The 15,584-nt window shown below is 63.0% G+C and carries 15 protein-coding genes, 1 tRNA gene and 1 pseudogene; 6 read left to right on the plus strand and 11 right to left on the minus strand.

The features are described 5' to 3' along the window. Positions 1 to 29 precede the first annotated feature (29 nt). From H6A15_RS08845 to H6A15_RS08865, 5 genes are all read right to left on the minus strand, one after another. Positions 30 to 956: a hypothetical protein gene (locus H6A15_RS08845; RefSeq protein WP_204673393.1), complete on the minus strand. Its 927-nt coding sequence runs from the start codon at positions 954 to 956 to the stop codon at positions 30 to 32. Between the two features lie 179 nt (positions 957 to 1,135). Next, positions 1,136 to 2,914, minus strand: a complete 1,779-nt coding sequence (locus H6A15_RS08850) for a GmrSD restriction endonuclease domain-containing protein (protein ID WP_204673394.1) — start codon at positions 2,912 to 2,914, stop codon at positions 1,136 to 1,138. A gap of 12 nt (positions 2,915 to 2,926) precedes the next feature. Then, on the minus strand, positions 2,927 to 3,088 hold the full coding sequence (locus H6A15_RS08855) for a hypothetical protein (RefSeq protein WP_204673395.1): 162 nt from the start codon (positions 3,086 to 3,088) through the stop codon (positions 2,927 to 2,929). A gap of 169 nt (positions 3,089 to 3,257) precedes the next feature. Further along, positions 3,258 to 3,572 (minus strand): hypothetical protein, encoded by a 315-nt coding sequence (locus H6A15_RS08860; RefSeq protein WP_204673396.1) that lies wholly within the window; start codon positions 3,570 to 3,572, stop codon positions 3,258 to 3,260. A gap of 438 nt (positions 3,573 to 4,010) precedes the next feature. After that, a complete protein-coding gene (locus tag H6A15_RS08865; protein ID WP_204673397.1) occupies positions 4,011 to 4,568 on the minus strand; it encodes a TetR/AcrR family transcriptional regulator in 558 nt (185 codons plus the stop codon). Between the two features lie 170 nt (positions 4,569 to 4,738). Between H6A15_RS08865 and H6A15_RS08870 the strand changes: the two genes are divergently transcribed. Beyond that, positions 4,739 to 6,628 (plus strand): heavy metal translocating P-type ATPase, encoded by a 1,890-nt coding sequence (locus tag H6A15_RS08870; protein ID WP_204673398.1) that lies wholly within the window; start codon positions 4,739 to 4,741, stop codon positions 6,626 to 6,628. A gap of 99 nt (positions 6,629 to 6,727) precedes the next feature. On the opposite strand, the gene H6A15_RS08875 is transcribed toward H6A15_RS08870, so the two are convergent. The 6 genes from H6A15_RS08875 to H6A15_RS08900 form a co-directional block, all read right to left on the minus strand. After that, positions 6,728 to 6,803: transfer RNA gene (locus H6A15_RS08875), tRNA-Ala, on the minus strand. A 99-nt stretch (positions 6,804 to 6,902) separates the two neighbouring features. Further along, on the minus strand, positions 6,903 to 7,655 hold the full coding sequence (locus tag H6A15_RS08880; protein WP_204673399.1) for an ABC transporter ATP-binding protein: 753 nt from the start codon (positions 7,653 to 7,655) through the stop codon (positions 6,903 to 6,905). A 126-nt stretch (positions 7,656 to 7,781) separates the two neighbouring features. Further along, a complete protein-coding gene (locus tag H6A15_RS08885) occupies positions 7,782 to 8,831 on the minus strand; it encodes an ABC transporter substrate-binding protein (RefSeq protein ID WP_204673400.1) in 1,050 nt (349 codons plus the stop codon). A 175-nt stretch (positions 8,832 to 9,006) separates the two neighbouring features. Beyond that, positions 9,007 to 9,879, minus strand: a complete 873-nt coding sequence (locus tag H6A15_RS08890; RefSeq protein WP_204673401.1) for an ABC transporter permease — start codon at positions 9,877 to 9,879, stop codon at positions 9,007 to 9,009. After that, positions 9,863 to 10,171 carry a thiamine-binding protein gene (locus H6A15_RS08895; RefSeq protein ID WP_204673402.1) on the minus strand — a complete coding sequence of 103 codons (309 nt, stop codon included), beginning with the start codon at positions 10,169 to 10,171 and terminating at the stop codon, positions 9,863 to 9,865. The genes H6A15_RS08890 and H6A15_RS08895 overlap by 17 nt, the downstream gene beginning before the upstream one ends. Positions 10,172 to 10,428: 257 nt before the next feature. Next, positions 10,429 to 10,659 (minus strand): hypothetical protein, encoded by a 231-nt coding sequence (locus H6A15_RS08900; protein WP_204673408.1) that lies wholly within the window; start codon positions 10,657 to 10,659, stop codon positions 10,429 to 10,431. A 1-nt stretch (position 10,660) separates the two neighbouring features. Here H6A15_RS08900 and H6A15_RS08905 point away from each other — a divergent pair, with 1 nt between their 5' ends. From H6A15_RS08905 to H6A15_RS08925, 5 genes and pseudogenes are all read left to right on the plus strand, one after another. Continuing rightward, entirely contained in the window at positions 10,661 to 10,879 is a 219-nt protein-coding gene (locus tag H6A15_RS08905) for a UTRA domain-containing protein (RefSeq protein ID WP_239462483.1), read from the plus strand. A gap of 697 nt (positions 10,880 to 11,576) precedes the next feature. Next, entirely contained in the window at positions 11,577 to 12,812 is a 1,236-nt protein-coding gene (locus H6A15_RS08910; RefSeq protein WP_204673403.1) for a glycosyltransferase family 4 protein, read from the plus strand. Positions 12,813 to 12,973: 161 nt separating this feature from the next. Continuing rightward, positions 12,974 to 14,023, plus strand: a complete 1,050-nt coding sequence (gene trpS, locus H6A15_RS08915; RefSeq protein ID WP_204673404.1) for a tryptophan--tRNA ligase — start codon at positions 12,974 to 12,976, stop codon at positions 14,021 to 14,023. A 64-nt stretch (positions 14,024 to 14,087) separates the two neighbouring features. Continuing rightward, positions 14,088 to 14,927 (plus strand): Cof-type HAD-IIB family hydrolase, encoded by an 840-nt coding sequence (locus H6A15_RS08920; protein ID WP_204673405.1) that lies wholly within the window; start codon positions 14,088 to 14,090, stop codon positions 14,925 to 14,927. A 412-nt stretch (positions 14,928 to 15,339) separates the two neighbouring features. Next, positions 15,340 to 15,471: pseudogene (locus H6A15_RS08925) on the plus strand (MGMT family protein); the annotation flags it as partial. Positions 15,472 to 15,584 lie beyond the last annotated feature (113 nt).

The raw sequence follows: 15,584 nt of genomic DNA on the forward strand, positions 1-15,584 counted from the left end.
AAAGCGGTTCTCTTCTAGAGCAACCAATATCACTTGCCCAATTTATAAGCGAGGAAATAGACTGGGAAATCATATCCATCGCGAGATAGGATGGCCGAGGCGATGCGAGTGGCTGCATTTGGATCAGCCTCCACCGAAAGCGTCTTCTTGACCTCGAGGCCAAAGTCGTAACCCCTTAAGTGCGCCATATACCTATCCCAAAAGCCTTCGAAATCGGAAACACTGACATAGGCGACGATGAAAGTTGCTGTTCCCAATGCGTTGTAATTGCATATCGCCTTGTCAATGTGGCTATCGATATATGACGAATGAACGCTGTTGAGCTTAAGCCCTTCTATAAGCGCGACTTCTTTCCCGGATTTGCTGACGAGGATGTCTACCTCACCAGCGTTTTCGCCCTTACTGGACAAGCCGTGCCGAGCCTGGTCCTTAACTTCGGTATATCCCATGAGCGATAACACGTCGCGCAGGAAATCGTTCATGCTATCTTCAGGGCGCTCATACGAATATGTCGAGTTCAAGCATAGGCGTTCCCCAATCGAAACAAGATCAGTAAGCACACTGCGAGCCGTTTTGATATCGGTTTTTAAACGTACTTCGTTTGTCAAAGGGAGCTCATCGGCACCATCTACAGTCAAAGGAATAATCTTACGTACTTGGAATCCAGATACTTTAGAATTTAATCCTATTGAAATAGCATATTTTAAGTCGTCTATATGCTTCTCGATGATCTCGATGCATCCCTCAGGACCTTCGATAGTGAAGTCAAGGGCTTTCATATTCCAATTGTCGCCCCTGATTCCAGCGTAGTATGCGTTGCCCAAATCCTCATACTCATAAGTGCAGCTCTCAAATGCTTCCGCAAGTCCCGAATTCCGGAATAGCTGCCGCAGTATTTGCCTCACGCGCCGCTCGAAGTCGTCGGGAATCGAATAGCTATAGTCATATTGGCCCATACAAAGCCCCCTTGTTTCTTATCGACCAGGACAGACAGCCAGCACAAACACCCTCGTAGCCAACATGGCATAATCGCTGGGATCCAGTTGCCCGACCTTTAGCGAAGTCGACTTACGCAGGTAATGCAATGAGATGGATGTTGGCCTGCCTGAATGGCGGAGAGCCTCAACGCAGCTCGCTACTCACACAGCTTCCTGTATGCAGCCCGCACCGTTTCGGCCATAAGCAAGCGGCGCTGCCTCAGGAAATCCTGGTACTCCATCTCCTCGAAGCCTAAGGGGAGCGCATTCTGCTTGCAGGTCAACGCATAGCCCGTCTCGCCGAGTTTTTGCCGAAATTCGCCGACGTACTCCGCGGGCGCTTTGTCCCCGATGTCGATGTTCGTGTTGTAGTCGAGGTAGGTGAAGTTTGCAATTTGGTTGCGATCCCTGTCGTTGTCGTAGCCAATCTGGGTGAGGTAGTTCTTGGGGAAGATATGGTGCTTGTCGATGGAGGTCTTGCCCCCGCTCGAACCGATGATGAAATGCTGGGACAATGGAGACGTGCTGAAAAGCATCGGCGTTCCGAGAACGATAAGAGACGCAACGTAGCCGAACCACGCGGGCGAGTTCGCTGAAGACCCCTCCAAGCTGCTCGGCAGCGTATAGGTGAAGTAGTCATCGGTAAGAACAGTCGAGATTGTGGTCTCAAGGTAAGAGACAAAACCTTCGGCGTCCTTCACATCGCGCAGGTCGGCGAACTGCTTCTCTACCTCCGACTCGGTCGAACCCGTATAGAAGCCAGTGACAGTCGCCATGAAGATCCACTTGGTGATTACCTGGTTGAGCCTCATCGGGGACACCTTGTACGAGTACTTCCCGACAAGATAGAGCACGTAGCTGAACACGACCGCATTGGTGGAGGCAACAATCGAGCCCTTCAGGTAGCCAGCGCGAACAAAGAGATTAAGGAAGGCGTGCCAGTTGTTCAAGTCGGTCGCCAAACCTAGCGCCTCCTTGAACTTGGCAAGGTTCTCCTCCCGCGTCTCTGGTGACGTGACCCCGGTCTGCAGGTTCTTTCCCCGTAGGAGCATGTAGGCGTACTTCAGTCGGGCGCGGTGGAAGCCGACGCCGACGGCGATGCGAATAAGATGCGATGGGTCAACGGCGATAATCTGATTGTAGGGCGTATGATCAGCAGGAATCCTCGACTCCGCGCAGAAGGCCCCAATTTTATCGTGAACCCCGTTGTCGAACACGGCGAGCAGCGTCTCTATGAAGTTTTTCTCGGTGAGCTTCGTTCCGCCCGAGTTCACGCGCACGAATATCTCTGCGACGTCCTCCTCGTCAGCCCTCGAGTTTATCTTCAACGTCGGAAGCGTGTAGATTCCCAAGTTCAGGAGGTCGTTGATGTTCTGCTCTATGACGTCTTCTTCCTCATCGGTCAAAGACTCCCTACCATTCTTCTCTCTGCCTTCGTTCGCCTGCTTGATGAATGCTTTCCTGAACTTGGACACAGAATGGTCTTTGTCGGCCTCGAACACTGAACTGATGGAACTTACCCACTCGGAATTTCGCTCATACGCCTGTGTCCAGACCGCGAACTCCCTCGTCAGAGGATTGAATGATATCCGAATCTTTCTCTCCGTGTAATTCTTGTCCCGGATAGAGACGCCATGCATCGCGGCAAGAAGCGCAGTTAAGCGTTGTTGTCCATCGATGACAAGATCATCTGGCTGCTTATATATCTTCTCGTTTCGACCGATTTGCCCGACATTCTCGTAGTTCTCTGGAGAAGACCAGAGCATGATGTAGCCGATAGGGTACCCCTTCATCATCGAGTCAAGAAGGTTGCGAACCTTGCTGTCCGGCCAAACGAAGGGCCTCTGCAGGTCGGGAAGGCCTATCTTGCCGATTTCTACATCGCGCAGAAGATCCTCAACTTTGCTAGGAATGTTGTCGAACAGTTCTTTACCCATTGCTACTTAACCTTACCTGAATTTCTCCACCAGAAGCTTGCCAATCATCTCCATCATAGCGCGATGCTTGTCCTCATCCTCGAAGAGCGTGGTGAACGCCTCGGTATTGTCTAGGTACGCCTGCCGAACAGAGTAGGAAACGCAGTAAGCCAGGAGCCCATAATGGACCCCCATCGATGGCCCGGCGCATCCGCCGAGAATAATCCTGTCTGGAATAATCCTCGGAAGCAAGTGTCATCAGGGCCAGCGATGGCAAGCATCGGCAAACCCCGCCCACTGCATGTCCAAGCAGGGGGCCTCAACCCACCCGCCGCCAGACGCGACGCCACACACTCGTGCGCACTCAGCACCACCGTATCGGGTTGCCCGTTTCGATCGAGGCAACGAACAGCCTCCTGATTCGCTCGGCGGTCCCGTATTTCCCCTCGTAGAGGAACGGCGCCCTCTCGGAGGTGACGAGAAACTCTCGCTCGGTCTTCGGGGCGCCTTCAGGACCAATGGAGTCGAAGGCCTCCGTCGTCGCATCGATGTCCAGACAGACGATTCTCATCCGTTGGTGGTCGCTTTCATCCGGCTCCCCGCACGGAACCTGCCTGAAGTGCGTGGTCTCCACCGGCTGCTGTCCCGCATGCCAGAAGCGAACCTTTTCGTCGACCATGCACGCCTCGTGCAAGGGCCCATCATCCAAGGGAACGACCGCGCCCCCACCGATGTCCAGATTGTCTCTCCCGACTCCGCATCTTGCAAAACCCACTCGTCGACATCGACGACCTTTTCGATGAACCGGTCGAGCTTCGCATCAAGCTTGCGCGAGGAGAGATAGCCCTCCGTGTCGACATACACGTCCTCCAAAGGGACGGGGCCCGGCCTGAGCCTCCCCTCTTCAAAACATCTGCAGCGAACCGACGCATCGAGACCCATACTTGCTCCCATCTCACTTGCCTTTTCATCAATCTACCAGCCCGGGCGGACACATCCCTCAAAGCAAGCATCGTCGAAAGCGAACAGGCCCCACATAGTGCGTCACCGGCCACGTTGTCGCAGCGCGCCTCAAACCACGGCGATGCCCCCGCCCCCTCCCGCCATCGCGTCCAGCTCAGGCAAGCACGTTCCCAAGCGCTGCGCGGTACCAGCGGTCGAGCTCTTCCGGGCTCTGCTTGAGTCCGCCGCGGACCCACCATTGCACCATCTCGACAAAGCTGCCTGCGGCAAGGTCCACCAAATAGTCCACCGGTATATCCTGCTCGGCCGCCCAGGCGCGCGACACGCGCGGCGACACGAGCTCCTCAAGGCTGTCCGTAAAGTAGCGCGTGAACACCCCGCCGCTCTCGCCGGCAAGGAGCCTCAGCACGTTGTCGCTATCCTCTATGAGATGCTGGAGCAGGTGAAGAAAGACCGAGGGGGCGCCCGCGCCCTCCTGGCCGTCGCGGTGCGCCCGCTCCCCCGCTGCAGACGTCACATGGTCAAACAGCTCTTCGCACAGCTCGCGCAGCAGGTCGTCCTTTGTCTCAAAGTTATCGTAAAAGGTCGTCCGACCCACGTCGGCGCGCTCGATAATGTCGCGCACCGTGATCGAGGTGTACGAGCGCTCCGCGAGCAGCCCCTCGAACGCGGAGAAGATCGCCGCCCTCGTCTTTCTGCGCCTCCGGTCCATCGCCTGCGCCTCCCGTACACATCGGCCTCTCTGTTCGGTATCGAACCGGCATGGCCCAATGTCCGTTGCCGCTCCGCACCTTTCGCACGATACTAGTTTACGAACATCTTGTTCGCAATGGTATGCAACGTACCGAACTTTACCTCCGCTCATCCGAAGGAGGAAACGCCATGCTCAAGCGCTTCACCGACTTCCTCGCCGGAGTGCCCATGACCATCGTCTCGGGCATCTTTCTGCTGCTCGACCTGGTACCGCACCTTTCTGGGAAGCTCACCGGATCAGAGATAGGCGCGCTCCCGATACCCTTCGACCCCGCATGGGCGACCATCTTCATCAGCGGAGTTCCCCTCGTGTACCTGGGCGCCTGGCGCGTCATCCACAACAAGGGCATTTCCAAGATATCCTCAGCGCTGCTCATCGACGTCGCCATGGTCGCCGCCATCGCCATCGGCGAGCTGTTTGCGGCGGGCGAGGTCGCCTTCATTATGGCCCTCGGCGCGATTCTAGAGGACAAAACCACCGAGCGCGCCCGCAAGGGCATCAAGAGCCTCATCGCGCTCGCTCCCACCATGGCGCGGCGCATAGACGGCGGCACGGAGGCAGAGGTGCCCGCCGACCAGATCCTCTCCGGGGAGCTCGTCCGCGTGCGCCCCGGAGAGACCATCCCCGTCGACGGCCGCATCGTCGCCGGAGAGAGCTCGGTGGACCAGTCGGTCATGACCGGCGAGTCGCTACCGCAGGACAAAGGTCCCGGCGACGAGGTGTTCAGCGGCACGATCAACCGCTTTGGCTCGATCGATGTCGAGGCGACCAAGGTGGGGCAGGACAGCTCGCTCTCCCGCCTCATCCGCATGGTCGAGGATGCCGAGGGCAAGCAGGCGCCCATGCAGCGCATCGCCGACCGCGTCGCCAGCTGGCTCGTACCGGTGGCACTGCTCATCGCCGTCGGCGCCTACCTCATCACGGGAGACCTGGTGAAGGCGGTCACGGTGCTCGTGGTCTTTTGTCCGTGCGCGCTCGTACTCGCGACACCTACCGCCATCATGGCGGCGATCGGGCAGGCGACCAAGCACGGCGTCATCATCAAGAGCGGCGAGGCGCTCGAGCGCATGGGCAAGGTCGACATCATCGCCTTCGACAAGACCGGCACCCTCACCTACGGACGCCTCGAGGTGAGCGACGTCATATCGTTCGACGGACGGCCGCCGCAAGAGCTGCTCGCGCTGGCCGCCGCGGCCGAAGTCCGCAGCGAGCATCCGCTGGGCAAGGCGGTTGTGGCACAAGCCGCCGCAGAAGGCGTCGCCGTCGCCGAGCCCGATGCGTTTGCCATGGATGCCGGGCGGGGCGTGCGGGCGCGCATGGGCGCCGCCGCAGTCCTTTGCGGCAGCGCGGCATACCTCGCCGAGCACCAGGTGGCCTGCACGGCTGCCGACGTCCCGCTCAAACGCCTGCGCGCCGAGGGCAAGGCGACGGTGCTCGTCGCCATTGACGGCAGGCTTGCCGGCGTCATCGCCCTCTCCGACACCCTTCGCCCCTCCGCCGCAGAGATGACGAGGCGGCTTGCCGGCATGGGCGTGCGCACCGTGCTGCTGACCGGCGACTCCAGCGCCGCGGCGAGCTACTTTGCCGGGCGCGCCGGCGTCAGCGAGGTGCACGCCGAGCTGCTGCCCGAAGAAAAGGTCGACGCCATCGAGAGACTACGCACCAGCGGGCATGTGGTCTGCATGGTCGGAGACGGCGTGAACGACGCCCCCGCCCTCAAGACCGCCGACGTGAGCGTCGCCATGGGAGAGATGGGCTCCGACATAGCCGTGGACGCCGCCGACATAGCCCTCATGGGTGACGACGTGTCCAAGATCCCCTACCTCAAGCGCCTCTCAAACGCATGCGTCGCCACCATCAAGTTTGGCATCACGCTGTCCATGTGCCTCAACGCCGTCGCCATCACCCTGTCGCTCGTCGGCTGGCTCACGCCGGTGACCGGAGCGCTCTGGCACAACGCAGGGTCCGTCCTTGTGGTGCTCATCGCCGCGCTGCTCTACGACCGCAGGTTTGACTAGGACCACGAGCCGAGAAGACGCCCGCCAGAAGCGAACGGGAAAGTGCGTCACCTTAATAAAAAACGGGCCCGCATGATGCAGGCCCGTCCAAATTGCTTGTGGTGGAGACGAAGGGAATCGAACCCTCGGCCTCTGCCATGCGACGGCAGCGCTCTCCCAGCTGAGCTACGTCCCCAAGCAGAGATATATGATAGCAGCCAGAAAGCGTCTGTCAACGAAAAACTCGCTCACACACACCTCGAGTCCGCTTTCACCGAGGCAGAAAGGCACCGCCCTACCCCAAAAGCTCGAGCACGCGGCGCTTGTGTTCCAGGAACTCCTCCGAAAGCGAGAAGCCCGCGCGATCGGTGCGGGGACGCTCGATGCGCTCGGTGCCCACGATGCGCGAAGGCACGCCGGACTGCGGGGCGCCCCGCATGACATGGATCTCGTCGGCAAGCTCGAGCGCCTCGTCGATATCGTGCGTGACCACGAGCGCCGTGGTGCCGAAGCGCTCCGCCACGCCCAGAAACCAGGTGTGCATGTCGCCCTTGGTGAAGGCGTCGAGCGCCGAGAAGGGCTCGTCGAGCAGCATGAACTCCTGCGAGAACAGGTAGCTGCGCAGCAGCGCCGCGCGCTGGCGCATGCCGCCCGAGAGCTCCGAGGGCCAGCGGTCGCCCGTGCCGGCGAGCCCGAAGGTGTCGAGCAGCTCGCCCGCCTGCCCGCGCGCCTCGGCGCGGGGCACGCCGCGCAGCACGAGCGGCAGGCTCACGTTGTCGAGGATGGTCTTCTCGGGCAGCAGCAGGTCTTTTTGCAGCATGTAGGCAAGCTGTCCGGGCACGCCGGTGATGTCGCGCCCATCGAGCAGCACGCGCCCGCGATCCGGCGCGGTGAGCCCTGCGACCACATGGAAGAGCGTGGTCTTGCCGCAGCCCGAAGGCCCCAGCAGGCACGCAACCTTTCCCGATTCGACGTCAAGGCTCACGCCGTCAAGAACCGTCATGCCCCCAAAGGACACGGTCACATCCTCAACCTGAAGACGCGCCATGCACGACCTCCTTCTTCACCGGGGCGGCGCCCCGACCGTCACCTGCAGCGGACGACGTAGGCCTCACCGCTGCCCGCGTAGGCGGGCGCGCCATATCGCGGACGCGCCCGCCGCCAATCGTCAATCCTAGATGAAGTCGAGGTTGAGGCCCGCGCCCGCATCGATCGCGGGGGCAAAGCCCTGGTCTCCCACCCATCCAAAGAAGGCGTCCCAGCGGTCCTGGTCGATCTTGCCCCACTGCTCGGCGTCGGCCTGGTACTGGTCGGCCAGATACTCCTGGCTCGCCACCACGAGCTCGCGGTCGAGCTCGGGCGCGCCCTCGAGCAGCGCCTCGGCGGCGCCGTCGGGGTCGGAGATGGCGTCCTCGTAGCCGCGGCGGGTGGCGTCCACAAAGGCCTGCACCGTATCGGGGTCGGAGTCGATGAGGTCGTTGTTGGCAATAATCACTGGCGTGTAGAAGTCGAAGACCTGGTCGATGTCGGCAAAGGCGAAGTAGTTGGTGTCGAGCCCGGCGAGGTCGCACTTCACGCCGGCCCACGCCCAGTAGATCCAGATGCTGTCGACCTGGTCGGTCTGGAGCGCCGTGACCTCGTCGGTGACGGTCGAGGGCACCATCTGCACGCGCGAGAAATCGCCGCCGTCGGCCTCCACGCAGCGCTGGATCACGCCCTGCTCGATCGGCATCTCCCACGTCGCATAGGTGTGGTCCATCATGCCGGCGGGGCTCGTGATGCCCTTCTCCTTACGGCTGATGATGCCGGAGGTGTTGTGCTGGATGATGGCCGCGACGGCGCTCACCGGCAGCGGGCTGTCGCTCGACACATAGGTGGCCATGGTGTCCTGGAACGACACGCCGAAGCCCGCCTCGCCGGTGGCGACGAGCGCGTCGGCGCCGTTCTCGGGCGCCTGGACGATCTCGACCTCGAGACCCGCGTCCTTGTAGTATCCGCGAGCGGAGGCGACGTAGACGCCCGTGTGGTTGGTGTTGGGCGTCCAGTCCAGGGCGAAGGTGACCTTCTTAAGGCCGGAATCCGAGGTGGAAGAGCCCGCGGGTGCATTGGAGCCCGTGCAGCCCGCAAGCGCGGCGGCGCCGGCAAGGCCGAGGCCGGCAAGGCCGCCGCGGACAAACGAGCGGCGCGAGATCGAGCGGGAACCAAGCGTATGAATGCGATTCATGAGAATCCTTTCTGTCATCAGAATATGACGCCGCAAAAACGGCGACGGTACGGCGCGCGAGCGGCGAGGGCGCGTCTCACGCGCAAGGCGGGGGCTTCTATGGCGGGCGGGTGCCGCGAGCACGCCCGGGCAGCCGAGCAGTGCCGGCGACGCCTGGCGACGCGGCAGGCGACCCTTACCGGTCGCGGCGCGCACGCTCCGGACGCTCCCAGGGCATGGCGGCGCGGCGCACGACCTCGACCACCCGCATGAGCACGAGCGAGAGCGCCGAGATGAGCAGGATCACGGCGAACATCTTGTCGAAGGCATACGCGCTGCGCACGCGGGTCATGTACACGCCCAGGCCTGAGAAGCCGCCCAGCCACTCGGCGATCACCGCGCCCACGATGGCGTAGGCGGCAGAGATCTTGAGGCCGGAGAAGAAATGCGGCAGGGAGGCCGGCAGCTTGGCGTGGCGCATGATCTGCGCGCGGCTCGCCCCCATGGAGCGCATGAGGTCGATGACGTCGGGGTCGACCGAGCGGAAGCCGTCGAGCAGGCCCACGGTGATGGGAAAGAACGTCGACACCACGATGAGCACTACCTTCGGCAGCATGCCGTAGCCAAACCACAGCACCAGAAGCGGCGCGATGGCGACCGTGGGGATGGTCTGGGTGAGCACCACGAGCGGGTAGAACGCCCGGTACACGAGCTCGAAGCGATCCATGACCACCGCCGCCCCGAAGCCGAGCGCGATGCCTGCGCCCAGGCCGAGCGCCGCCTCGGCAAGCGAGGTCACCGCATGGCCCGCCAGCAGCTGCCAGTCGCCCACGAGCGCCTGGACCACCGCCACGGGGCTCGGCAGCAGAAACGACGGCACGAGCCCGAGCGAGCATACGAGCTGCCAGATGCAGACCAGCGCGACCACGGTCACGGGAGCCGCGGCAGAGGCGAGCACGCCCGGGCGCGCGGCGCGGCGCGGGGCGCCTGGCCGTACAGACGCGGTCGAGCGGGCCTCGCTCCCCTTCTCAGGCGAAGGCGTGGCGGAGGCTTTATGCCTCGTGCTCATGGTACTTTCCAACCTTCTGCTCGGTGGTGAGCAGCCCCTGCTCGGGGGCGTAGAAAATCTTCGCGTAGGTCGCCACCTTGTCCGCACCGGCCTTCACCACGATGCGGTTCACCTCGGCGAGCACCTCCATGCACAGGTCGTAGTCGCCCTCGATGGCGGTCTCGAACGGCCCCACGTAGGCGTCGGGGAACTTGGACTGGATGTAGGCGATCGCCTCGTCGACGATGCGGCAGACCTCCTCGTCGCCCCCAACGTTTTGCGGCAGCACCTGGATCGCGACACTGGCCTCCATGACGTCTCCTTCCCGGGGCAGAAAAAAGCCCCTCGTCTCCGTAGGGGCTTCGATATGCGCTTCGCGCGAGTTCCCTACGCCGGCATTACCCGGATCAGGTTTTGGGTCGAAGCGGTGCGCGCCGGGCGCGCGGGGCTTCCTCTCAGCCAGACTCCTCCAGCTCCCCTCTGTACGCGGTCGAGTATAGCACTCGGGCCAAACGGCGCACAACGAGCTCGCGCCTTGATGCACTTGTCTTCTGCCGGGGCGTCCTCCTGCTACCAGGCGAGCACGAGCGCCTCGAAGGCGTGGAGCGCCACCATGCCGCTCACGGGGTCGATCAGCTGCTTGGGGTAGGTCCCCAGAAGCACGCCCGCGTCGCCGAGGCCCTCCGCCGCCGCGCCCGAGAGGCGCACCGCGCACGGCTCGTCGTCAAACGAGCAGAGCACGAGCAGGCGCTTCGGCTGCCCCGCGGGCGCGTCTTCGAGCACGCGCTCGTAGGCGATCACCTTGGGCGCCGCCGGGCCGGCGTCGACGAAGCGCACCATCACGGTCGAGCCCGCCACCGAGCATGACCGGGAGCTGCTCGACATCGAGGGCTTCGGCTATCTCGCCGTCATGACGAGCCAGACCTTCGACAGCAAGGGCAACATGTTCGAATACACCACCTCGCGCCACCGCCCGGACACCTTCTGCTTCCACGACACCGCCGTGCGCAGCACGGTGTAGCGAAGCCGGCTCCGCATGCGCGGAGAGCAGATGCATCGCGAAGCGGGCGCCGCAAGCGACGCCCGTCTGAGCACGCACCGATTTCGTTGTAGCCAAGGAGAAGTGCGCCGGGGCCCGCCCAGCTTGCGCAACGGGGCCCGCGCACAAAAAGACCGCCCCCTGCTTCACGTAAATGAACCCACCTCTACAAGGTGGGTGCCCTCATCGCCTCTTCCAGCGTCCTTAACAACGAAGGATACCTGTACTGAATGCGACTGTGTGGGCTCCCTAGAAAAACGCGACGGTTCACCCAGTTGCTCCGCAGGGGGCGGAACATCTTTATCATAAACCGCCCGAAATCGAATACCAGTCTTGACTTCTCGATGCGCCTGTCGGATGATGGGACGTGGACACGTGACGTTCCAATCATTCATTTTCCCATGTAAATAGCCATATTTTATGCCCCATCGGCTTAGTGGGGATACCCTCGCTTGGACCCCGTGCCAGACAAGGGCGCAAAACGCCGCCGGGCACCCAAGGCGGGCAGACGCGACGCCGCGCCCACGCGCCCGCATCGCCCCATGGTATCCGGGTGGTGACGCGCCCGGACACCCTGTGGGAGGGCCTTGGTCGAGTATCATGTATGGTCGTATGTCGCGACGGCAGCTCCTGCCGCGCGACGCAGTACAGTCCACGACCAAGACGGCGGTTTTCGCACATGCAGCAGTACCTGCCTTACATATGTATCGCGCTCGCCGCCTTTGTGACCACCTATGCGCTGGTTCCGGCGGTGAGGCACCTCGCCATCAAGCTCGACGCGGTCGACTATCCCTCCAAGCGCCGCATCAACACCACGCCCATCCCCCGCATGGGAGGGGTCGCTGTGCTCGCGGGCCTTGTCGTCGCCCTCATCGTCCAGCTGCTCGGCACCTGGTACTGGGGATGGCCGCCGGTGTTTGTGCCCCATCCCAGCATGAGTATCAACTATCCCCTGCTCGGCCTGTCGTTCTTGCTCGTGTTTCTCACGGGCGCCGTCGACGACGTGGTGCAGCTGCGTCCCAAGGTCAAGCTCGCCGGGCAGATCGTCGCCGCCGCATGCGCCGTGGCGAGCGGCATGGTGATCCACTCCATCGTCGACCCGTTCGACGCCGGCTACATCCAGCTGGGCTGGGTGGCCTACCCCATCACCGTGCTCTACCTCGTCGCCTACAGCAACATCATCAACCTGGTCGACGGCCTCGACGGGCTTGCAACGGGCATCTCCTGCATCGCCGCGGTGAGCATGTTCTCGTTCGCCCTGCTTGCCGGCCGCGTCGACGCCGCGGCGCTCGCCATCGCGCTCGTCGGCTGCTGCCTGGCCTTTTTGCGCTACAACTTCCATCCGGCGAGCATCTTCTTAGGAGACTCGGGGTCGCTTTTGCTCGGCTTCTCGCTCGGCACCATCTCGCTGCTCAACGTGTCGCGCACCGCAGCCCTCACCTCCCTCATCATCCCGCTCATCGTGGCGGGCGTGCCCATCATCGACACGTTTTCCGCCATCATCCGCCGCATGCGCGCCCACGTGAGCATCGGCCAGGCCGACAAGGGCCACATCCACCACCGCCTCATCCAGGAGGGCTACGACCAGCGCCAGGCGGTGCTGCTCATCTATGCCTGGTGCATCCTGCTCTCCCTGGGGGCCGCCGCCATCAACCAGGTCGGCATCGAGCTGCGCATCGTGATCTTCCTCGTGCTGCTTGCCTGCTCGGCCGCCTTCGCCATCCGCCTGCACCTGTTTGAGCCGGTGCTGCGCCACCATTACAACCCCAAGACCCACGAGGACGAGATCGTCACCCCCGACGACACCGGGTTCATCGAGGCCGTCGAGGAGGACCGCCGCGAGCACGAGCGATGGCGGCGCAAGCACAGCCCGCGCTCGCGAGGCTCTCACGCGCCGCGCCACTTCAAGAAGTGACGCACGAGCCCTCATGAGCGCCCGACGCCCCGCCCGGGCATCCGAGCCGTCCAAGACGGCCGGCGGATAGATGCGGGCGGCGCCGGAGCGAGACCTGCTACCTTCTGCCCGTCAGGGCGACCAAGCACGAACCCTGTACCACGACCACGAACGGAGAGACCATGCCGAACGACCGCAGCTACGAGACCGCGCAGAAGCGCAGCGACGAGATTCGCGCCGACCTCGCGCAGCATCCCGAGAACTATCGCATGCTCACGGGCGACCGCCCCACCGGACGCCTGCACCTGGGCCACTACTTCGGTACGCTGAAGGGCCGCGTGGAGCTGCAGAACATGGGCGTGAACACAAGCGTGCTCATCGCCGACTACCAGGTCATCACCGACCGCGACACCACCGAGCACATCCAGGACAACGTCTACAACATGGTCATGGACTACCTCGCCTGCGGCATCGACCCGGACAAGACCATGATCTACGCGCACTCCGCGGTGCCGGCGGCGAACCAGCTCATGCTGCCCTTCCTCTCGCTCGTCTCCGAGGCCGAGCTGCAGCGCAACCCCACCGTCAAGGCCGAGATGGAGGCCTCCGGCCACGAGCTCACCGGTCTTCTGCTCACCTATCCGGTGCACCAGGCCTGCGACATCCTGTTCTGCAAGGGCAACGTGGTGCCCGTCGGCCGCGACCAGCTGCCGCACATCGAGCTCACCCGCCTCATCGCCCGCCGCTTCAATAACCGCTTTGGCAAGGTCTTCCCCGAGGTCGACGCGCTGCTGTCCGACACGCCGCTGCTGCCGGGCCTCGACGGCCGCAAGATGTCGAAGTCCTACGGCAACGCCATCTCCATCTCCATGACGCCCGAGGAGACCGCCAAGCGCATCAAGAAGAGCCAGACCGACTCCGAGCGCATGATCACCTTCGACCCCGAGGCACGCCCCGGCGTCTCGGGCCTGCTCTCCACCGCCGCCATCTGCACCGGCCGCACCGAGACAGAGATCGCCGAGGAGATCGGCATGGGCGGCTCGGGTACGCTCAAGAAGTATGTGACCGAGGCCGTGAACAGCTACTTTGAGCCCATTCGCGAGCGTCGTCACCAGTATGAGAACGACCTCGGCTACGTGAAGGACGTGCTTGCCGAGGGCAACCGCCGCGCCAACGAGATCGCCGAGGCCACGCTCGCCGAGGTGCGCGAGGCCATGGGCATGGTGTACTAGGCCCACGACCCCGCCCCCCGCCGCACCTTCGCGCCCGCCGTCCCGCTTTTAGAAAGGAATCCCCATGTATCGCCTGGTTGCCAGTGACATGGACGAGACGTTCCTCGATGACGACCACCTCATCCCGCAGGCAAACGTCGAGGCGCTGCGCCGCATGCGCGAGCTCGGCGTGCTGTTCGTGCCCAGCTCGGGACGCCCCTATCAGTCCATCATGTCCAACTTCGCCGACATCGACCAGAGCCTTCTCGAGGGCTCCTACGTCATCTCCTACAACGGCGGCTTCATCAACCGCTACGGCGACCCCGAGCCCGTGCTCAGCACGACCATGGACCGGGCGTCGGTGGAGTTCCTCTACCGCTACGGCGTCGAGCACCGCATCGCCATGCACATCTACACGCCCAGCGGCAAGATCTTCACGCAGTTCCTCCCGCCCGAGGAGGCGCGCTACGTGCGCAACATCACCGGCGTGATCGAGCTCGAGGATTCCGTCGACTCGCTCGACTTCGTGGGGGACGAGGACCTCGTCAAGATCCTCTACATGAACTCCGACTTCGACGTCGTCAAGCGCCTGGGCGCCGAGCTTCGCCCCAAGCTCGACCCCCGGCTCGTGGACATCACCTATTCCTCGCAGCGCTATGTCGAGTTTGTCCCCGCCGGCGTGAACAAGGGCACGGGCCTTTTGCACCTCGCCGAGCTGCTCGGCATCGACGCTGCCGACACCATCGGCGTGGGAGACTCCGCCAACGACCAGGCCATGATCGAGATGGCGGGCCTGGGCGTGGGCGTCGCCAACGTCACCGACGACGTGCGCCCGGTCTGCGACCTCGTGCTCGACACCACGGGCCGCGACGGGGCCTTCCCCGAGCTGGTGCGCCGCGTCATCGAGCCCGAGCATCGCCTCTAGGCCACAGGCGGCGCGATGCGTCGCGCCATACATCGCATAGACAGAGAGCGGCCCGCCTAACACATGGCGGGCCGCTCTCTGAGTTTTGCCGTTGATCGCACAGAGGGGAGGGATGCGATTCAAACCCGGCGGAGTCGGCTTTTTTCATCGCCTGGAGCCTTCTCCGTCGCTGAGTTAACTATAGTAAACTACTGCGCCCTCCAGCGTGTGAATCGCCGCCTCCATAGCTCCTCCATAAGTTAGCTATGGCTTACCTGTTGGAGGGCACGGGGCGTCGGACGACGCGCCGCGACGGGGCTGCAGGCGATGGCGGAGCGTGACGCCATGCGGCGACCCCGCCCCGGGCAACATGCCGATGCAGGGGCATTCCCTGCGCGCCTTGCTACAATGGAGGGGCAGCAGGGAGGGGCATATGGATCAAGCAGGGTTCTTTGAGCGCGTATACGATGCCGTCGAGCAGATTCCCGAGGGCATGGTCGCGACCTATGGCCAGATCGCGAAGCTAGTGGGCGAGCCGCGCAAGGCCCGCTATGTGGGATATGCCTGTGTTTAGTCAAGTAGTTTTGAGCAGAATGTGCATCGGGAATTGAGCAGCATGAGCTCGCGGTCTGAGCGGTGGTTTTTGAGCAGCTATCCTTCCTGCATGAGGGCGTGCCT

The organism is Enorma phocaeensis (assembly GCF_016901575.1).
Classification (GTDB): Bacteria; Actinomycetota; Coriobacteriia; order Coriobacteriales; family Coriobacteriaceae; genus Limicola; species Limicola phocaeensis_A.